Here is a 19,708-nt window from a genome sequence, read left to right on the forward strand (position 1 = left end):
ATCCGGGCACACGCTCCAAAAGGGAAGCCAAAATGAAACGGACAATCGAATCAGATAGTTACGACTTTGCGGTGATCGGCGGTGGAGTCGTCGGTCTCGCCATTGCCTATGGCCTGCTTCGATCGGGAAAACGGGTTGTCATTCTGGACGAAGGCGATGTTGCCATGCGTGCCTCTCGTGGAAATTTCGCCCTAGTCTGGTTGCAGAGCAAGGGATTTGGGCTGCCCGAATATTCCCGCCTGACCCAACGATCGATCTCACTTTGGGCCGGGTTTGCCGACATGCTGCGGGACGAGACGGGCATTGACGTCAGCCTCAGCCAGGCCGGCGGCTTTCTGTTGTACCTCGACGAACAGGCGCTTCAGGCGCATGTGAAGCGGTTGTCGCGACTGGCGGATCAACTGGGTTCGGATCGGTTTCCGGTGTCCGTCATGGCCCCGAACGAACTGCGCGAGGCGATGCCGGCAATTGGTCACGAGGTCGTTGGCGGGACGTTCTGTCCGCTGGACGGTCACGTCAATGCCCTGCGCCTGTTCCATACCGTACATAGTGCATGTCTGAAACGCGGCGCGACCTATCTCGCCAATGCGGCGGTGACACGGATCGATCCCAGCCCGTCCGATTATCGGCTGGCTACGCAAAAGGGAGAATTGCGCGCCGAAAAAATCGTCCTAGCCGCAGGGCTGGGGAATGTCGATCTGGCCCCGATGGTCGGGCTGACCGCGCCCTTGCGACCCGAACGCGGTCAGCTGCTGGTCACCGAAAAGTTGGACAAAATCCTGCCCTATCCGGTGGGGACGCTGCGACAGACCGACGAGGGCGGCGTGATGATCGGCGCCAGCAAGGAAGACGCCGGCTATGATACCCGCACAACGCCCGATGTTCTGGCCGGTCTGGCTGCGGACGCAGTACGGATGTTTCCCGTTCTTGCCAGGGCAAGAATCGTCCGCACCTGGAGCGCGCTGAGGATCATGAGCCCGGACGAATTTCCCATCTACGATCAGAGCTTCTGGGGACCCGGTGCCTATCTGGTCACCTGCCACAGCGGTATCACCCTGGCGGCTGCCCATGCCCTGGATCTTGCGCCGTCGATAGCCACGGGCGGGCTTGCCCAAAAATACAATGTTTTCAGCCCGAAGAGGTTTTCAAATGTTCAAACGGTTGCATGAGCCGGAGTCAGCCGTTTCGCTGACGGTTGACGGGGCGCCAGTCATGGCGTCGCTCGGCGATTCCGTCGCTACGGTTCTTCTGACTCGAGAGACGCCGGTGCTTCGTATCTCTCCGGAGACCGGCACATCCCGCGGCATCTACTGTGGAATGGGGGTCTGTTTCGACTGCCTCGTGACCATCGACGGAGTGGGCAGCAGACAGGCCTGCCTGACTAGGGTCGCAGAGGGGATGGTGGTGACCACCGGGCAGGCCGCCCGCAACCTGATGGCGGAGGAGAACGCATGAACACCATGGCAGGGACCATCGAATACGATGTGCTGATCGTGGGTGCCGGTCCGGCGGGCATGACCGCTTCTGTCGATTGCGCGGCCAAGGGGGCCCGAGTTCTCGTCGTGGATGAAAATTCGGCAGCGGGCGGGCAGATCTATCGCGCTGCGGGCGGATCGCCCATGGGGGACCGGAAGATCCTTGGATCCGACTACTGGCGCGGCCGGGATTTGATCGAACGCTTCGAGGCCTCCAAGGCACAGTTTTGCGGAGGGACCACGGTCTGGATGATCGAAGCGCAAGGGGGCGGAGAGGAAGATGGCTCGGTAGACCGACAGGGATTTGTCATCGGGCTGTCCGCAATCGACGGCAGCGGCCAGGAGACGGCACGGCTGCTTCTGGCCCGGTCCGTTCTGATCGCCACCGGCGCGCTGGAAAGACCCTTCCCAATCCCCGGCTGGACCCTTCCGGGCGTGATGACTGCGGGGGCGGGCCAGACCTTTTTGAAATCCAGCGGTGTGGTGCCTCAAGGACCCACTGTCCTCGCAGGTTCGGGTCCTCTCCTCTATCTCCTGGCGGCTCAATATGCTCGCGCGAATGTCGAAATCTCAGCGCTGCTAGACACGACACCGCGTGGCAACCTTTCGCGAGCCGCCGCCAAAATCTTCGATTTTGTCCAGACCGGTAACTTCTGGAAGGGGATGTCACTTTTGGCGACGGTTCATCGCCATAACAAGATCGTGCGAGGCGTCACCTCTCTGAAAGCCAACGGCACCAACACATTGTCCTCCGTCACCTATGAAGCGAGGAGCACCAAGAAGGAGATCAACGCCCGGACGTTGCTGCTGCACCAAGGCGTTGTACCGCAAGTCAACCTGACCATGGCCGCAGGCTGCAGGCACAACTGGAACGAAAGGCGCCTGGCATTCGAACCCCAGTTGGATTCTGTGGGACACAGCAGCGTCTCCGGGTTGTTCGTGGCAGGAGACACGGCCGGCATCAATGGCGCGGCAGCGGCGGAATGTGCCGGGCACATCGTCGCCATGGGCATTTCGGCCTTTCTCGACCCACGTGGATCTACAGCAATCGGGCTAGAGCTGGGACGATTGCAAAAGGCCTATCGGGCGCATTTGAAAGGGCGGGAGTTTCTGGAGGCGTATTACAAGCCCGCCGCGCACTTTCGGATGCCGGCAGACGGTGTGGTGGTCTGCCGCTGTGAGGGGGTGACGGCCGGGACGATCAGAGCGCTGGCGCGGCAGGGGGCGCAGGGACCGAACCAGGCCAAGGCCTTCTGTCGCGCAGGCATGGGCGCGTGCCAGGGGCGGCTGTGCGGGCTGAGCGTCTCTGAGTTGATCGCGGCGGAGAAGAAGTCGCAAGTCTCCGAAATCGGTCATTATCACATCAGAAATCCGGTGAAGCCTGTGACGGTTGCCGCCCTGGCAGGGACCGTGGCAGAACCTTTGGCGGAGGAGGCAAAAAAACGGCGCTTGTTCTAGCGGCGCAGGGGAACTCGGCAGCGTAGTTCGTTTGCCGGTTTCTCCATTGAAACTAGAGAGTTTACAATGCCAGCCAACGCCTTGTCGATCGCCCGCCTCTTTGACCGGGTTGTCCATCTGCGCATTTTGCCTGTGGCGCAATCACTCGAAGTCATTACCGAAGTTTGTGATGCCCTTTCGTAGACACAGCTTGATCGGCTACGATAAATATTGTCCCACAAAGAGGATTTCGCTGGGGTGTCGCCCAGAAACCACCAACACTAAGGGTTGTGAGACCGTAAATCAATCGCAGTCACCCCGGCGCTATGGATAAGATTTAGAGAGCGAAAATAAACGATAGTTTGATCTTAACTGTCCCATCTGCTTATCTTACATTGACAAAGCGTCGCAAAATTCAGGAGAATACTTGTGTGGAGAAAGACTTTTCATCTCGTGAAGTTGAGGTTTTTGCCGCAGTTATGCAGCAAGGAACAACCACCAAAGCCGCCGAGGTCTTGGGAATATCCCAGCCAGGTGTAAGCAAACTAATTGCGCGCTTTGAGGAAAAAGCCGGGTTTGAACTTTTTCAGCGCCAAAGGCAACGTCTCCTCCCTACGCCTGAAGCCTATGCCTTATTCGAAGAGGTGGAAAAATCCTTTATTTCGGTCAAAGATATTTCACGCTTTGCACGTGACATTCGTGAATTGCAGGGAGATAACCTCAGGATTGGTGCATTGCCCGCTCTTGGCATCGGTTTCGTCCCCCGAATGGTTGAGGAGTTCAGTCACCTAGTGCCGAACACATCGGTTACCCTCCATGTTCGCGCGACTCGAACCCTCATCGGTCTTGCCGCAAAAGGTCAGCTTGATTTGGCTATTGGGGTCACGCTTCCCATTGATAATCCGGCGGTCGTTCGGCGACAAATACCAGAGGTCCCAATTGTTTGCGTAATGCGCCAGGACACGCCTTTGGCGAAGAAGAATTGTGTCAGTATAGCTGATCTTGCGGGCAATCGAGTGATCTCCCTGTTGCCCACCGATCCATTGATCATCCAGCTGGAGAACCGTGCGAAGTGTTCTGGCCAAGCTCTCAGAATTGACGTGGAAACAAATCTGGCAGCAGCGGCTATGTCATTCGCAGCTGCCGGTCCTGGCGTCGCAGTTGTTGATTATTTGTCCGCCGTGTCCGCAAAGACTCCTGAGCTTGTCATCCGCCCATTGACTGAACCCGTATCAATTCAATACAGCATTTATCGGCAGAGGGGTAAAATGGCATCGCATTCCACGGACGGCTTTATTGAGCATATCGTACGGTCTCTGGTCGCGGAAATATCGCGATGCCCGGTGATTGAGCGCCTTTAGGGTCAGGATCTGTAATTGCGGAAGCTAGGCGGTGTAGATCCCTTGAGGGTTTCATGGATCTGTCCGCACTGACCGAAGCCTAATCACCGGAAATGGAATGTTCGGCAGGAAGTGCAAAGATAAATCGTGCACCACCGAGAGTGCTCTCGCTATCGACCTTGATCATCCCGCGATGAGCTTCGATTATGGAGCGGCAAACGGGTAACCCCAGCCCCATTCCACCTTCTCTGGTCGTAAAAAAACTGTCAAAGAGCTTGCCTATGTGCTGCTGAGGAATGCCCGGTCCGGAATCCTCCACAATGCACCGAACCGATTTTTCTTCTGCCATAGTATAAACCAGGATCTTTCGTGCTCTGGCTGCACACAATGACATCGCCTGCGCCGCATTGAGGGCAAGATTTACAACTACCTGCTGCAACTGCGTTCGGTCCGCAGTGACGAATGCCTCGCCTACGGACGGACGGTGCTCGACGGTGATCTTATTTGACTGGAGTTCATGTCGAAGGAATATCAACGCTTCCCGAATGACTTCGTCCAAAGATAGGAGTTCCTGCTTGGTCTCGCGGCGCTGTGCCATGGCTCTCAGCCGCGAGACGATGTCGACCGCACGATGGGCGTCTGCGACAACACGACTTATGGACCCTTTCACTTTCTCGAGGTCTACCGCTGGACTGTTCAGCCGACGCAGCCCCGTCTGGCCGTTGATCTCGATTGCTGCCAAAGGTTGCGTGATTTCGTGAGCAATGGAAGCTACCAGTTCTCCCATAACGGAAACTCTGGCAGCGTGAGCAAAATCAGTTTCAAATCGGACAAGATTTCGTTCCGCTTGTCTTTTTTCCGTCAGATCGACAAATGAGTTAAGGGTAAGCCCCACCTCCGCCAATGTCGGTGGGGATGCGACGGTTAACATGCCCTCCAGAATCCTGCCGTCCAATGTTGTAATGGTGACCAACTCTTCGAAGACTTCCATACCGTGAAACCGGTTCTCCAGTTTCCGGATAAAAGCCTCTTGGCTGTTCCGCCAGAAAGCTGTCACAGGACCTTTCAGCTCCTCGGAACTGCTGGCGCCCAACAAACTCACGGCCGCCGCATTGGCGCGGACGATGACAGTACTTTCCAAGGCAAATTCCAGGAATTCGGGATGCTCATCGATGTAATTTCCCAGATTCACGACACCCTGTTTCTTTAGCTCCAGCATCCGCCGAGCCAGTATTTCCTCGCTTATCTGCAAGACAGGAATTGGTGTGTAGTGAAACAAATCTCGGTACCGTTGCTCGCTTTTCTCCAGTTCAGAATATGCTTGAACCCGATCGCTGATGTCCGTTACTGCTACTAGGCCGCGATTGTGGTCATCAGTCATTTGCCTCAAGGTAAACTGGGCATCAAACTCTGAACCATCAATCCGCTTCAATTTTGCATTCATCGTGAAGCTGGCACGCTCTTGCAGGATGGATACCAACCCGGCAGCACAGCGCGCGTGCTCTCGTTCGGGTAGAAAGTCTCCAAGGGTGCGAGCGAGCATCATTGTTGTATCGCCACCAAAAAGGATAATTGACTGCTCATTCACATCGATGAGCTGAGTTGTTCGCAATACGTCCCGAACACACTCCGGATTATTCCGAAGGTGTCGCTGCAAGTCGGTAATTCCCGAGGAGAGCCATCCTTCAAGCAGGAGGGATGTTCCGGAAAGATCAAGCTCCAGAACAGCTATCGTCATCGCCTGGAACAGGTCTTGATATCGTTTCTGACTGCGACGAAGAGCTTCCTCCGATCTCTTCCGTTGCGTGATGTCTATGGAACCGGAAAGGCTTTTGCTCGGATGGACAGGATGGCGGGACGTCGTAAAAAGCACATCGATGATTTCGCCATCTGAGCGACGTAGCTTCGCTTCCTCTTGAAAAAACACTTCGCCTCGATACCGACCTTCAATGGACCGCCGCATCGTGGGCAAGCTGGGCGACCAGTAACGTCCTACGGGACCGCACATATCTTCCGCCGACCGCTCGCCGAGCAGATCGAGGCTGAACTGGTTAACCTCTTCGATCAAAATGCTGTCCACCGCCTCACGGAGAAAATTCGGATGCTCATCCATATAGGCGCCAATATCCTCTATGCCTGCCTGGCGTAACTCTGTCAGCTTTCCAACAAGCTCACTGGCATCCACCTGTGTGAGAGCCACTGGCATGAACTGGAAAAGCTGGCGAAAGACCTTCTCGCTTTCCTCCAGTTCGGCGACCCCTTCACGCAAGGCCGACACATCCCTGATGGCAATAAGCGCGTGCGTCTCGTTGACGCTATCGAGCGCGACTGTAACCATCGCATCAAAATGCGTTCCATCTTTGTGACGGAAATTGCACGTCGTGTTTTGAGTATTTCTTTGAGCCGCAACGTTTAATAGGCATTCCACAAATTCCGGGGATGCATCTTCGGGCCAGACGCTTTCCAGGCCTTTCTGAAATACTTGGTCACAATCGCTTCCGAAGAATTTAAGTGCGTAGTCATTCAAATTTACCATGCGTATGCCTCGCATCGCATTGACGACGGGCACAGGCCGATTGTGCAATTGACTTAGAAGCTCGTCCCTCTGGGATTGCCCGAGACTTTTTACGAAACCAAATATGCTGGCAATATCCACTTCCCACAGTGCAACCTGCATGGCGTTGAGAAGCAGAGAAGATTTCTGCCCCCCCAGATCTTGATCAACGATGGCAGCATAAGCTGAATCTATTAGCGCTGACATACGATTTCTCTATCCTTAAGCCATCGCAAACTACGTTTTACATGCTCTTAGCGTAAGGCAAACTGCACCTAGATCAAATAACCTTATGCTAGATACCATTTGGAAGGAGCGATTGCCGCCAAACAGTTTCGGCTTCATCAAAATTTGACCGTGACCTGCTGCATTCAACACCAATCGCTTAGATATTGTAACTCAAGCTAAAGCATACCGAACCTCTCGGCATCTACCTCAGCAGCCATGCCCGCGACTCGTAATCCAGGACTGTTGAGGAAGTTGGCGCAAGCCTCTTGCCAAGACCAAGCGCCCGATTGGGTTTTCGGATTGCAGGCCTAAAGGAGACTGTTGTCACGGGTACGACGATCGCTTCGGTAGCATCGCCATAATGCCAATTTCGATCAGCTGATGTGGGACGACCAAATGTATAATTCCGGCGGTTATGCCGGCGACCGGCGATCACTCTGTACGCTGCCTTGCGGGCTAGCCCTGCAACCTTGAAGGCGGCATCAATATTGATCGCGTAGATGGTTTCCTTGATCACGACTGGGAGAGTGGCGCCAATCCTTGCGAGGATTTCTTGCGTTGACATAGGTAACGCGAATTTGCTCCTCGTTACTGGATACTCCAACGATGCAGCCAGCATCTTCGAAGCTTTGCAGAAACAATAAGGCACCGTCTTTGTGACGGCTGCGTTGTCCCTACATGAAGACATGCTGCCCTTTCGAACTGCTGCGCGTCGCCATACGCGACTTTTCCAGGCACACCAAAACAAGTGACATCTCGGTCTGCAAGCGTTACGGGATCGGTCATACCCATCACCTTAACTTCAGCGATGCGATGCTGACGATATCATAGCAAAAGGAAGGTCATTCGCGCTCCATTCAAAGCGCTTCCTTTCCATCGATTCTGCTGAAAAAATTTCTAGAGAAGGCGGCGATATTCGCTTGGGGTCAGTCCAGCTAGCCGTTTGAACGCTGCCCCAAAGGCTGACTGCCCACCGAAACCGACGCTCAGCGCAATTTCGGTCAAGCCCAGACTGCTGTCGGAAAGAAGAAGCTTCGCGCGCTCGATCCGCCGTTGCGTGAGCCAGCGGTGCGGTGCTACGCCGACCGACACCTTGAAGGCTCGGCTGAAATGCGACGTTGAAAGCTCAACTGCGTGCGCGAGTTCCTCAAGGCCGACATCCTCGGACAGTTTGGCGTCCATAAGCTCAAGCACCCGCGCGACCTGCCATGTAGCGAGCCCGCCACGAAAGTTCTTTTCTTGTCGGTCGCGCAGATGCAGGAGCGAGGCAGCAATCTCTAGGATCAATCCATCCGCCCACAGTCGGCTGCCAACGCTGGTGTCTCGTGTACCAACCCACAAACGGTTCAGAAGGTTAACGACATCGAAACTGATATTGTAGCCGCGATGCAACACTCCGAAGTCGCCATCCGGGGGCAGACCGGCATCCTCACCCGCGAAAGCCAGCAGCTTCGGATAGGGAAGAGCGAGGATTTGTACCGCATGGGGCCCTTCCACCAAGACCGAATTGGAGAATCCAGGCGGCATGGTTGTAAAGGCGTTAGGAACAAAGCCCTGCATAGAGAACTTGCCGCCGCCCAGATCCACTGTTGCTGGCGCCTGGAGTTCGGTTATCACTCCGACGACGAGGTCCTGCGTAGCGGCCCCCGACCAATCACCAGCACCTTGGACCACCCGCAACATGGACGCGCCCAAGCGGCCGGCCGGCCTCACTTCTTTCAAGGAAGGCGCATAGACCTCACGGTAAAGGTGTTCAAGACCTTCGAATCTTCGTGACTGCACCAATGCCCACCTGCTGCAACTCCGCTGTGTTCCCAACAGACATCCAAGAGCGTAGCCTTTCATCGTTCAAAAAGGAAGCCATTCAGCTCTCGGCTCCAAGTACGAACCCGCTGCGCGGGAGTGTGCGCGCGGAGAGGCTTGATGGTTTCGACTAAAGCTCTGGGCAGGTAGACGCTGAGGTCTGAGCAACCTCAGTATTAGATTTTGTGTCGCTTGTAGATATGTCCGCCCAATCCATCATGGACGAAAATTGAAATTGCCTGTGTTTTCAGATAATTAGATAAATTTCATCAACTGGGTCGAGATTTGACTGACTTAAATTATTTGGTTATTCGACAAGAACCTCATCTCCATCCTACACAGTGCTCTGCATCGCATTCCAGTTTTAGCTTAGTTCACTATAACTTGCTTCTCAGATTCCCGCCATGAGCAGATATTTGAGATTTGTGAATTCGTCGGTGCCGTGATGGGAACCTTCGCGTCCAAATCCGGATTGTTTGATACCGCCGAAAGGGGCAAGTTCGGTGGAAAGAACTCCGGAGTTGATTGCCACCATCCCGTACTCAAGTGCTTCGGCAATTTTCCAGACCCTCGAAAGGTCGCTTGAGTAAAAGTAGGCCGCAAGCCCAAACTCGGTCGCATTGGCAAAGCCGACGACTTCTTCGTCGTTTTTGAAGCGATAAACCGGAGCCAGAGGGCCAAAAGTCTCCTCCCTCGTCACCATCATGTCTGTGGTCACATCAGCCAGAATCGTGGGTTCGAAGAAGGAGCCTCCAAGCTTGTGAGGATTGCCGCCCTCGACCAGCCGGGCGCCCTTGGTTACAGCGTCGGCGATATGCGCTTCGATCTTCTGAACCGCCGCCTCGTTGATCAGGGGCCCTTGCTGGGTCTTGGGATCGAATCCATTACCCACCTTGAGACCGGCCACTTTGACTTTGAGCTTCTTGACAAACGCGTCATGGACCTTGTCATGAACATAAAACCGGTTGGCGCACACACAGGTTTGGCCTGAGTTGCGGTATTTAGAGGCAATGGCCCCCTCCACGGCCCGATCCAGATCAGCATCGTCAAAGACGATGAACGGCGCGTTGCCGCCAAGCTCCAGCCCGAGCTTTTTGATCTTCGGCGCGCATTGCTCCATCAAGATTCGCCCGACCTCGGTCGAACCGGTAAAGGTCAGCGCTTTGACATGATCGTTTTCGCAGAGCGCCCGCCCAATCTCCACGGCATTCCCGGTGATAACATTGAGCACACCATCCGGCACGCCCGCCTGGACAGCCAATTCCGCCAAGGCAAGAGCCGTTAGCGGAGTTTCCGCGGCTGGCTTAACAACGCAAGTGCACCCCACTGCCATAGCCGGAGCGATCTTTCTTGTGATCATTGCCGCAGGGAAGTTCCATGGCGTAATCGCTGCAACGACGCCAACCGGTTGGCGGATCACCAATATCCTCCCGTCCTTGATATGCGACTGCAGTGTCTCGCCGTTGATGCGCTTGGCCTCTTCGGCATAAAACTCGATGTAAGACGCCGCATAGGCAATCTCGCCTCGCGCCTCCGTCAAGGGCTTGCCCTGCTCGCTGGTCAATATTGATGCCAGCCGCTCCTGATCGCGCGTCACCAGATCGAACCAGCGGCGCAAGATCACCGAGCGTTCCTTGGCCAGCAAGCTGGACCACCGACCAAAGGCGGCCTTCGCCGCACCGATCGCCTCGTTCGTCTCCGCGCGCCCGAACCTTGGAACCCTTGCGATCACATCGCCCGTCGCCGGATTGGTCACAGCGTCAACGCAGTCCCCGATCCACGCACCATCAATCAGGCATTGTGTCTCAAGTTTACTCATGGTCATTATTTCATAGTTCCTGGTAGCCACGTCGCGAGGGGTTCAATGAGAACGACCGCCAGCATCAGCGCGACGATCATCAAAAGGAACGGTCCGATCTGGATCGCAATGCGGCGGATATCAATCTTGCCGATGCTCGCCACAGTGAAAATGTTGATGCCGATGGGCGGCGTGATCTGCGCGGCCTCGATGGCGAGGACGACGAACACGCCGAAGGCCAGAGGATTGATGCCGACCGCTTGGGTAATGGGGAAGAGGATCGGCACGGCAATCAGCATCATCGACATGGCTTCAAGCACGGTACCGAGCACCAGAAAGAGCACGATCATGGCGAAGATGACAGCCATCTTACTGAGGCCGAATTCAGTCACCAAATGAACAATCGCATCCGGAAGGCCACTTAAGGTGAAAAATTCGGTGAGATAGCGCCCGAACCCAAGCAGCATGAAAATCATCACGGTGGTCGAGACCGCCTTGAAGGTTGCGGTTTTGATCTTGGTCCAGTCGAGCGCCTTGGTCATCAGTCCGAGGGTCAGCACGTAAGCGACGGCCAGCGCAGCAGCTTCGGTCGGGGTGGCAAAACCGGAATAGATACCGGCCAGAATGAAAACGGGCAGCATGATGACCCACCCCGCCTTATAGGTGGCGCGTAGCCTATCCTTGAGGGTGAAGCGTTCCGCGGCCTTGAATTTGCGGGCGACGAAGGCGGTATAGATTGCCATCATCAGCGACAAGATGATTCCGGGCACAATACCGGCCATGAACAGCGCGCTGATCGATTGCTCGGCAATCACACCGTACAGGATCATGGCGATCGAGGGCGGGATGAGGATGCCGAGCGTACCGCCGGAGGCAATGAGAGCGCCTGAGAAATCGCGATCATAGCCAGCGGAGGTCAGGGCCGGAAACGAAACCAGACCGATGGTCGCGACGGTTGCGACGCTCGATCCGCTGATGGCGGCGAACAGGGCGCAGGCGGCGACTGTGGCCACGCCAAGCCCGCCGCTCAGCTGCCCCACCCATTTTTTTGCGAAATCGAACAGGCGGTCACTGAAACCGGCTTGTTCCATCAGCGTTCCGACCAGGATGTAGAGCGGCACGGCGACAAGCACGAAACCAGTAAAGGCTCTCGATATGGTAAGCGCGGCCGTTTGCGCGAGATTGGCGCTCTCGCCGATCAGCACCATCCCGAGGAGGCCAGAAACTCCCATGGCGGCGAACACCGGAAGCCCGAAAAGGACCAGTGCCAGAAACAGCACTAGGATGCCGATAGCCAGCATTTGAAATCATTCCTTTTCAAAAAGCGTTTTGTAGAGAAAGGCTACCGCCATCAGGGCGAACCCGAGGAACACGATGGTTTGTGGATAGACCATCGGGATGCGCATGATGGTGGCGGACTTCATGTCGAGCTTTAGTGACAACGCGATAAGCTGCCAGAACCCATACGCAACGAAAACAATCAGTCCGAGGCACACCAGCGTGGTTGCCAGATGCAACCATTTCCGCGGTGCAGCGGGTATGGCCATGGGCAGAATATCGACGGCGAAGTGATCGCCCCGGATGACCGCCAATCCGCTACCAAGCGTTGCCGCGCCAATCATCAGATAGGTGCTGATTTCGAGCGCCCAGAGCGTCGGCATGCCCAAAAAGCGCAGAATAACGTCATAGGTAACGATTGCACCGATCACCCAGATGCAAAGTGCCCCGAGGGTCGCGCCGAAGACCAGAATGGCGTCTATAATTCCTTTGATCATGGTCAGCATCCCCCAGGGTTATCACGCTTAATTGGCCTTGTCGGCTTCGGCCTTGACCGGAGCTAGGATATCAGGGCTGAGGCTTTTCTCGGCTTCGTCCATGAGCGGCTTGGTCGCCTCGACCCATGCCTGATATTCCGGCATATCCGGGGTCAGCTCAACGACTGTCATGCCTTCAGCTTCATACTGCGCGGCAAGGTTCTCGCGATCCTCGATGATCTTCTCGCGTGAATAAATCTCGGCTTCGCGAATCGCCTTGGCGATGATCTCGCGATCTTCACCGGGTAGGCCTTCCCACCACTCGAGATTAGCAACCCAGCCCTGATAACCGCCGGCGCCGGTGAAGGAGGCCGGAACGAGGACGTATTTGGCGACCTCATACATCTTCTGCGAGCCGACGCCCTGGAAGCCGGTGATGGCCCCATCAATGGCACCGCGCTGCAAGCCGGTATAAACGTCGGCAAAGGGCAGTTGCACCGGCGCCGCCCTGATGGCCTGAGCCAGTGCGGCAGTGCCTTCGGAATAGACGCGGATTTTCTTGCCCGCGAAGTCGTTTGGTTTGGTCGCCGGCTCGTTGGTGACAAAGACGGTGGGACCAAGAGGAGTAATGGCAAGCAGGGTCGAACCCTTTTCGCGAAACTGCGCGTCGAGAACGGCCTTGATGCCATTTTCGGCGTCGGTCGACGCTTCGAGTTGCTTCATGGTCAGACCTGTCGGTGCATCGGCGATCTTGACGTCTGGGAAGACGCCCGACCATCCATTGAGGGTTACCCAGCCGAGTTTTACGGCGCCCGCGGGAATCGCGAGAGGCATGTCGGCATCTTCGGCCAGTTGCCCGGAAGGAAAGTGCTTAACCGTGACCCGGCCACCGGTTTCTGCCTTGAGTACCTCCGTAAGCTTGCCCACAAAGGTCGAAACATTGATGTGGTTAGGACTTCCCCAGGTCGCGATAGGTATTTCGATCTGATCTGCTGCTAGCGCCCAGGATAAGCCGGCAATGGAGATCCCGCCGGCCAGCATCAGAGATGTGAAGTATTTTCGCATGGTTTCCTCCCTAGGTTGCGAACTATGCGGCAAACTGCCCTATACGGGCCGGTCGCCTTTGGTGACTTTGAGCGTCCGGTTATCGACACCGGGCAGCATTTTCGCGGGGTCACGAGTGACCACGACGTCTATGATCGAGGGCACGTTGCGCTCTTCGTTGGCGGCGCGGATCGCTGGCGCGATTTCTTCGGGGTCTTCAACGCGAATACCCTGGCAACCGAAATCCTTGGCGATCTCGGCGTAATTCATCTCGATGAGGTCGGACGACTGATACTCGCCGTACATGGCGTGCTGCAGGGCCTTGATGTAGCCCGAGGCCGCGTTGTTCACGATCATCAGTGTAAACGGGGTCTTGGCGCGACGAGCGGTTTCCAGTTCGCCCAGCACCATGTTGAACCCGCCATCGCCTGTAATGCCGATCACTGGCTGATCAGGTACCGCCAATTGGACGCCCATGGCGCCGGGGAGTCCATAGCCGATCGAGGCAAAGCCCCGGTCGGCGACAAAACGCCTGCCTGCCTTTTTGGTGTCATAGAGCAGCCCCCCCCAGTGGGCCGCAAAGCCACCATCGACCACAAGAACGGATTCCTCGGGCATCTCTTTGTTTAACTCGTTGAGCATGCGGCCCATATTGATCGGGGTCTCGGTGGCTTCGAGTCGGTCCTTGGCGCCATCGCGCCACTTGGTCATGCGCCGGGGCACTTCGGTGACATAGTCGGCGCGAGCCGCCATGGCCTTGGAGCTTTCGCTCCGCAAAGCGTGCGCCAAATCCTCGAGACCCAGCCTGGCATCGCCGACCAGCGCGACTTCGGTTTTGGTGGTGCGCCCGATCTCTTCGGGCAAGGATTCAAGGTGAATGATCGGCGCTCCGCCATTAAAGAGCTGGAAGCGCTTGGTGGCGATCTCTCCAAGCTTACAGCCCACGACAATAATGCAGTCGCTGGTCTCGATCAGATCGTTGGCAATACGCGAATACCGGCCGAACAGCCCGGCGGACAATTGATGCGTGCAGGCGATCGCTCCCTTGCCCGAGAGCGTGTGCGCCACCGGAATGGCCTGGCTTTCGGCCAGGGTCTGCAAAGCTTCATAAGCCTGCGAGATGTGTATGCCGCCGCCCACCAGAAGCAGGGGCCGCTCGGCCTTGCCAATCAGCGCTGCCGCCTTTTCGATCTCCCGGGCGTCCGGCCGCGACCTGTAGGAGGGAAAGCTCGTCGTGGTCGGATCGATCCACAGGTCGTCAAGCGGATAGTCGAACTGCTCGTGCGCCACGTCTTCGGGCACGTCGACCACCACAGGGCCCGGTCGGCCCGAGGTGGCGACCGCAAAGGCGCGACGCACCAGCTCGGGCACACGGGAGGACCGCTCGATCCTGATGACGTCCTTGACCGCGGGACGCAGAATGTCCAGTTGCCGCGCTTCCTGGGTCATGTTCTTCCAGGAATGATCGCGATGGGTGTCGCCCACAAAGACCACCTGGGCGATCCCGGCGTTGTAGCTCTCGACCAACGCAGTCACCAGATTGGTAGCGCCCGGCCCAAGCGTGGCGTCGCACACCCCAGGCTTGTTGGTCATGCGCGCATAAGAATCGGCAGCGAACGCCCCCACGCGCTCGTCATTGATCAGAAAATGGCTCAGTCTCTTGCGCCGCACTGCGTCGTAAAACGGCAGCAACTGAAAGCCGCCCATCCCGAACATCGGACCAACGTCCGCGCGCTCCAATATTTCGACGATTGCCTCGCCACCCGTAAGGGTGATGAAGTGGGTATTCCGGGCATCGGGGGCAACATTGCTCGACAGCATCAAACGTTTCCTTTGCTGATAGTTTCCGGGGCGCCGAGGCGCGCCGTCCGGCGCGCCTCGGCGATCACATGAGAAATAAATTCCCTGAGCGGCATCCCGGCGTGCGCACCAAGCCCTTCGGCAGGCGCGTTGACCGCAGACAGGATGCCGGTCTGGTAGGTGGAAAGGCCGTCACCAATCCGCGCGCTCCCGGCGTCGACGCATATCGCCGCGACGCCTGCTTCCGCGAGAACGGGTAGGCGCCGAACGCCTGCCTCCTCTATTCCAATGCCGGCATCGTTGAAGGCGACGAGCAAAGGCCGCGCCTTGAGGGCTTTTTCCGAAAGGTTGCCCGGCAGGCCGCCATGGGACCCGGTGACAACGATCGCGCCGTCGTCCTCCGCGTTAACTGAGGAGGCGGAATCGACAATGGTGATCAGGGCAGGCGCCCCACCCTGATCCACCTCGGCTTCGATATTAAGTCGCCGGAACTCTTCGCCATCGAGGAGAACCGCCTTTTCACCGGCGTGCGCACCGACCGCGGCTTCGAGCAAAACCGCGGCGTCGCGGACCGGCATTCCAGCGCAAAGGCCAAACTCCGCAGCGGGCGCGTTGACGCGGGAGAGAATGCCGCGCACCAGCATATCGGCCGGGTCGCCGATCCGGGCCGTGTCATGGCCCACGGCAGCGGTGGGAATACCATGGGCTTCTAGAACGCCGAGCGCGGCGACACCGGCCTCGTCGAGGCCAATGCCCGCATCGTGACAGATTAACGAGGCAACGCCGCATTTCAGCGCGCGCAGGCCCGACGGCGCGCCGCCATGCGATCCCACGATCACGTGGGCCCCAAGGCTCTCTTCCGTCAGTTCGGTCACGGACCCCTTCAGTATCATTCTATTTTCCGCTTATCGAAAAAAACTATTTGATAAAAGGAAAATTGCATGCTAGTGGAGAATTGTCAACTACCGTCCCGCGTTGGAAAATCCAGCCGGGCATGGGTCTGGAGGAATCGGACAAAGTGGCTGCGGAAAAAGGTGACCATCAGAACGTGGCGCGGGCTGCACTCGTTATCGACACATTGGCGGGCGCGCGGGAACAAGGGCTTCGCCTTACCGATGTGGTGGAAAAGACCGGACTCGGCACCGCCACGATCCATCGCCTTCTGGCGGGCTTGGTCGCTTACGGTTTTGTCGACATCGACAAAGCAAGCAACCGCTATTTCGTGGGCCTGAAAATGATCTCCTGGACGGCGACAGCGATCGAACGCTACGGGCTTGCGTCCTATGCGGACAGCGCACTCGACCGACTTTGCAGGCAAACCGAGGACACCGTCTATCTCAGCCTCCAATCCGGAAACGACGCAGTCTGTGTCGACCGGCGCGAGGGCAGCTACCCGATCCGAACCCTCACCCTCGCCCTGGGCGACAGGCGCCCGCTCGGCGTCGGCGCCGGCAGCCTCGCCCTGCTCGCCTTCCAGTCGGACGCATTCGTCAACGAGGTGCTGTCGAGCGATGTCGAACGGCGCAATGCTATGGGCATCGGGACGGATCTTGTTGAGCGGCTCGTCGGGGAAGCTCGGGAAAAGGGCTTCGCCCTCAACGAGGGTTTTCTCATCCCGGGGATGTCAGGCGTCGCGGTACCGATTCTCGATCACGACCGACGCGCAGTCGCCGCCATCAGCGTCGCCGCCATCACCACCCGACTTTCAGGCGAACGGTTGCACGCGGTCGTCGAGGACCTCAAAGCGGCGGCGGTTGATGTCGAGGCCGGTGCGGCGGATATCCTCGGATCGCCGCTCGCAAAGCGCTATTCCGTGCGCAAGGGATGATTGAAATGAAAGGCACAACACTCATCACCGGCGGTTCGAACGGCATCACGGGCCGAGGAGCACGGAATTGACAATAAGATGGACATGCCGCCCCGAGGGATCGAACTGGGGCGAATTCGGCGAGAACGATCAACTCGGCAGCCTCAATCACATCACCGAAGCCGAGATTCTGGATGCGGTGCAGACCGTAACCCACGGCATCCGCTTCGGCCTCAGCCTGCCGCTTGACTATCCGGGCGGCAACGCTCTGGCGCCACACCGCCTGCCCCCGGTTCTGCACTCCACCACGCGGCATGGTAGGCCCTATTTCAACTATGCCTTTTCCGGCGAAGTGTCCGGGTGTTGCGATGGAGGGTGCGATGACCAGGTTACGCTGAGCACGCAATATTCGACGCAATGGGACAGCTTTGCCCATATCGGATACCATTTCGATCTGTTCGGAACCGGCGAGCCGGCACTCTGCTACTACAATGGCTATGCCGCCGGGCGAGATATCCTGCCGCCCGAACAGCGGAACCCTTACACACAGGCTCCCCTCGGCGTCGACGCTTTCGCCGCGACGCCCATTCAGGGCCGCGGCGTACTCATCGATATCGAGAAACATTTCGGGCGCGAAAAGCGCGATCTCGTTTTCTCCGATATCGAACGGATCATCGATACCGAACGGCTGGATATCAGGCGCGGCGACATTTTATGCCTGCATACCGGCTTTGCCGACGAAGTGCTGAAAATGAACAAAAGGCCGGATGCCGAAAAGTTGCACAATATCTGCGCCGCCCTCGATGGCCGTGATCCGGCTCTGCGCGACTGGGTCACCAAAACCGGCATCTCGGCCATGGCGGCGGACAATTATGCGGTCGAGCGGGTCGGGCTCGCGCCGGGGCCGGACCTGCCCGCCTTCGTGCCACTGCATCATCATTGCCTATTCAAACGCGGCATTCCGTTAGGCGAACTCTGGCACCTCACAGAATTGACCAATTGGCTACGGGCAAACGGGCGTTACACCTTTTTGCTCACCGCGCCGCCGCTACGACTGCCGGGCGCCATGGGCTCGCCCTGTACTCCCGTCGCCACTGTTTGAAACAAAGGAGCACGTTTGATATGTCCTATGACGGCCGCACGCGCGTTGTGATCATGGCACAGCCTCACGCTGACGCAATCGATCTGGTGATGCGCGATCTCCCCGCGCTTCGATCCGGTGAGGCGCTCGTCAAGATCAGGTATGCAGGTATTTGCGGCACTGATCTGCATATCATTGGCTGGAATGAGTGGGCCGCTCGCTCCTATAAGCCCCCCTTTGCGCTGGGGCACGAGTTCTGTGGCGAGATCGTTGATATTCACGACGGGGGCCCGTTCCGGATCGGCGACCGGGTCACCGGCGAAACCCATCTCGCCTGCGGCCATTGCGACCAGTGTCGACGGGGACGCGGACACACATGCGAGAACCTCACGACTTTCAGTCGCCTCGACCGGGGTGCGTTCGCCGACTATTCGGTTGTTCCAGTCTCGCTTCTGCGAAAGGTCCCGACCCAAGTTTCAGATCAAATCGGTGCGATCCTCGAACCCTTGGGCATATCAGTGCGATGCGTGCGCGAGGTTGGCAGCGAAGGAAAGGATATGCTTATTTCCGGCTGCGGCCCGATTGGGTTGATGGCGGTCGCGGCCGCACGTGGATTTGGGGCACAGCGCATCATCGCCGTAGATCCGGCGCCGGCACGTCGGGATTTCGCTCTGCAAATGGGTGCAGACATTGCGATCGACCCGAATGCAACGGATGTCGTCGCGGCAGTGCGAAACGTTACAGGTGGCCGGGGAGCGGATGTGTGCGTCGAAACGTCCGGCGCTATACCAGCTATTTCGACCGGACTGAAAGCCACCAACCGAGGTGGTTCTTTAGTGATGGCGGGCCTGCCGCCACAGGATGTTCCCATCGACATCACGGGACAGATCGTTTTGCGCGAAGTGACTGTGCGCGGCGTGTATGGACGACTGCTCGACCAAACTTGGATCGATACGGAACGTGCGCTTCTCTCCAACCTAAATGTGGATGCAGTCATCACCGACACTTTCGCACTGGAAGACTATGTCGCTGCAATTAAATGCGCGAACGCTGCCCAAGCCGGAAAAGTTCTTCTACAGCCATAAATTGAGCCAAGCAGTACAAACTATGACTTGCTTCCACCTAGATCCGCAACAACGTCGGCTCTCCAGTCAGTTGCTCAATGTCATGATTTTGATGAGCCTTGCAAGCCGAATGTGGACACTTGACTACCTGCCCACCATATTTCCCGCTACGAATAAATTCGCTATTCCCACGACTAATTCGCGATATGCGCCCATGCTCTCCCTGAGGCGCCGCTTGCACCAACTGAACTTCCTGCCTACTTCATCGATGATCACACCACCCCGATGAACGTAAAAGGCGATGAAGTTGAACACGTGAACCGGCTGTCAAACTCAGCTCCCGACACCAAGAGTTCGCGCCGCGCCACCCCTACCCCCAAACTCTATTGAAGGCTGGGCCCTTCGTCGATTCGCGGATCAGCAACATTGCAGCCAATTTGAACCTGCAATCGATTCCGTCACCCTTCGCGGTTTGGCCTATCAATCCGACTCCTTCGAATATTACGAAGACGCCCCGAGCCAT

The 19,708-nt window shown here is 57.3% G+C and carries 15 protein-coding genes; 7 read left to right on the forward strand and 8 right to left on the reverse strand.

Features of this window, described 5'->3' with window-relative positions; translation table 11 throughout:
* Positions 1–32 precede the first annotated feature (32 nt).
* The 4 genes from ACX3M4_RS30285 (at position 33) to ACX3M4_RS30300 (ending at position 4,273) form a co-directional block, all read left to right on the forward strand.
* A complete protein-coding gene (locus ACX3M4_RS30285) occupies positions 33–1,169 on the forward strand; it encodes an NAD(P)/FAD-dependent oxidoreductase (RefSeq protein WP_459359703.1) in 1,137 nt (378 codons plus the stop codon).
* Positions 1,150–1,455 carry a (2Fe-2S)-binding protein gene (locus ACX3M4_RS30290; RefSeq protein ID WP_459359704.1) on the forward strand — a complete coding sequence of 102 codons (306 nt, stop codon included), beginning with the start codon at positions 1,150–1,152 and terminating at the stop codon, positions 1,453–1,455. Before ACX3M4_RS30285 ends, ACX3M4_RS30290 begins: the two co-directional genes overlap by 20 nt.
* The gene (locus ACX3M4_RS30295) at positions 1,452–2,933 is read left to right on the forward strand and encodes an FAD-dependent oxidoreductase (RefSeq protein ID WP_459359705.1); all 1,482 of its coding nucleotides are present in this window, start codon (positions 1,452–1,454) and stop codon (positions 2,931–2,933) included. Before ACX3M4_RS30290 ends, ACX3M4_RS30295 begins: the two co-directional genes overlap by 4 nt.
* 410 nt (positions 2,934–3,343) lie before the next feature.
* A complete protein-coding gene (locus ACX3M4_RS30300) occupies positions 3,344–4,273 on the forward strand; it encodes a LysR substrate-binding domain-containing protein (protein WP_459359706.1) in 930 nt (309 codons plus the stop codon).
* A gap of 79 nt (positions 4,274–4,352) precedes the next feature.
* Here ACX3M4_RS30300 and ACX3M4_RS30305 read toward each other — a convergent pair whose 3' ends face one another.
* The 8 genes from ACX3M4_RS30305 to ACX3M4_RS30340 all read right to left on the reverse strand — a co-directional run bounded on the left by ACX3M4_RS30305 (position 4,353) and on the right by ACX3M4_RS30340 (position 16,108).
* The gene (locus tag ACX3M4_RS30305; RefSeq protein WP_459359707.1) at positions 4,353–7,013 is read right to left on the reverse strand and encodes a PAS domain-containing sensor histidine kinase; all 2,661 of its coding nucleotides are present in this window, start codon (positions 7,011–7,013) and stop codon (positions 4,353–4,355) included.
* Between the two features lie 918 nt (positions 7,014–7,931).
* A complete protein-coding gene (locus ACX3M4_RS30310) occupies positions 7,932–8,717 on the reverse strand; it encodes a helix-turn-helix domain-containing protein (protein WP_459359708.1) in 786 nt (261 codons plus the stop codon).
* Between the two features lie 511 nt (positions 8,718–9,228).
* Positions 9,229–10,662, reverse strand: coding sequence for an NAD-dependent succinate-semialdehyde dehydrogenase (locus ACX3M4_RS30315; protein WP_459359709.1), 1,434 nt, complete (start codon positions 10,660–10,662; stop codon positions 9,229–9,231).
* Positions 10,662–11,936: a TRAP transporter large permease gene (locus tag ACX3M4_RS30320; RefSeq protein ID WP_459359710.1), complete on the reverse strand. Its 1,275-nt coding sequence runs from the start codon at positions 11,934–11,936 to the stop codon at positions 10,662–10,664. Before ACX3M4_RS30320 ends, ACX3M4_RS30315 begins: the two co-directional genes overlap by 1 nt.
* 6 nt (positions 11,937–11,942) lie before the next feature.
* Positions 11,943–12,410 (reverse strand): TRAP transporter small permease, encoded by a 468-nt coding sequence (locus ACX3M4_RS30325; RefSeq protein ID WP_459359711.1) that lies wholly within the window; start codon positions 12,408–12,410, stop codon positions 11,943–11,945.
* Positions 12,411–12,437: 27 nt separating this feature from the next.
* Positions 12,438–13,454 (reverse strand): TRAP transporter substrate-binding protein, encoded by a 1,017-nt coding sequence (locus ACX3M4_RS30330; RefSeq protein ID WP_459359712.1) that lies wholly within the window; start codon positions 13,452–13,454, stop codon positions 12,438–12,440.
* A gap of 39 nt (positions 13,455–13,493) precedes the next feature.
* Positions 13,494–15,254 carry a thiamine pyrophosphate-binding protein gene (locus tag ACX3M4_RS30335; protein WP_459359713.1) on the reverse strand — a complete coding sequence of 587 codons (1,761 nt, stop codon included), beginning with the start codon at positions 15,252–15,254 and terminating at the stop codon, positions 13,494–13,496.
* The gene (locus ACX3M4_RS30340; RefSeq protein WP_459359714.1) at positions 15,254–16,108 is read right to left on the reverse strand and encodes a hypothetical protein; all 855 of its coding nucleotides are present in this window, start codon (positions 16,106–16,108) and stop codon (positions 15,254–15,256) included. The genes ACX3M4_RS30335 and ACX3M4_RS30340 overlap by 1 nt, the downstream gene beginning before the upstream one ends.
* A 143-nt stretch (positions 16,109–16,251) precedes the next feature.
* Here ACX3M4_RS30340 and ACX3M4_RS30345 point away from each other — a divergent pair, with 143 nt between their 5' ends.
* The 3 genes from ACX3M4_RS30345 (at position 16,252) to ACX3M4_RS30355 (ending at position 19,206) form a co-directional block, all read left to right on the forward strand.
* Positions 16,252–17,061 carry an IclR family transcriptional regulator gene (locus ACX3M4_RS30345; RefSeq protein ID WP_459359715.1) on the forward strand — a complete coding sequence of 270 codons (810 nt, stop codon included), beginning with the start codon at positions 16,252–16,254 and terminating at the stop codon, positions 17,059–17,061.
* Between the two features lie 73 nt (positions 17,062–17,134).
* The gene (locus tag ACX3M4_RS30350; protein ID WP_459359728.1) at positions 17,135–18,142 is read left to right on the forward strand and encodes a cyclase family protein; all 1,008 of its coding nucleotides are present in this window, start codon (positions 17,135–17,137) and stop codon (positions 18,140–18,142) included.
* Between the two features lie 20 nt (positions 18,143–18,162).
* A complete protein-coding gene (locus tag ACX3M4_RS30355; protein ID WP_459359716.1) occupies positions 18,163–19,206 on the forward strand; it encodes a zinc-binding dehydrogenase in 1,044 nt (347 codons plus the stop codon).
* The last annotated feature ends 502 nt before the right edge of the window (positions 19,207–19,708 follow it).

This window comes from Roseibium sp. M-1, from assembly GCF_054515675.1.

Coding starts and splice junctions, on each gene's coding strand:
- ACX3M4_RS30285 (WP_459359703.1), top strand. CDS start 33: ATGAAACGGACAATCGAATCAGATAGTTACGACTTTGCGGTGATCGGC.
- ACX3M4_RS30290 (WP_459359704.1), top strand. CDS start 1,150: ATGTTCAAACGGTTGCATGAGCCGGAGTCAGCCGTTTCGCTGACGGTT.
- ACX3M4_RS30295 (WP_459359705.1), top strand. CDS start 1,452: ATGAACACCATGGCAGGGACCATCGAATACGATGTGCTGATCGTGGGT.
- ACX3M4_RS30305 (WP_459359707.1), bottom strand. CDS start 7,013: ATGTCAGCGCTAATAGATTCAGCTTATGCTGCCATCGTTGATCAAGAT.
- ACX3M4_RS30310 (WP_459359708.1), bottom strand. CDS start 8,717: ATGTTGCGGGTGGTCCAAGGTGCTGGTGATTGGTCGGGGGCCGCTACG.
- ACX3M4_RS30315 (WP_459359709.1), bottom strand. CDS start 10,662: ATGACCATGAGTAAACTTGAGACACAATGCCTGATTGATGGTGCGTGG.
- ACX3M4_RS30320 (WP_459359710.1), bottom strand. CDS start 11,936: ATGCTGGCTATCGGCATCCTAGTGCTGTTTCTGGCACTGGTCCTTTTC.
- ACX3M4_RS30325 (WP_459359711.1), bottom strand. CDS start 12,410: ATGATCAAAGGAATTATAGACGCCATTCTGGTCTTCGGCGCGACCCTC.
- ACX3M4_RS30330 (WP_459359712.1), bottom strand. CDS start 13,454: ATGCGAAAATACTTCACATCTCTGATGCTGGCCGGCGGGATCTCCATT.
- ACX3M4_RS30335 (WP_459359713.1), bottom strand. CDS start 15,254: ATGCTGTCGAGCAATGTTGCCCCCGATGCCCGGAATACCCACTTCATC.
- ACX3M4_RS30355 (WP_459359716.1), top strand. CDS start 18,163: ATGTCCTATGACGGCCGCACGCGCGTTGTGATCATGGCACAGCCTCAC.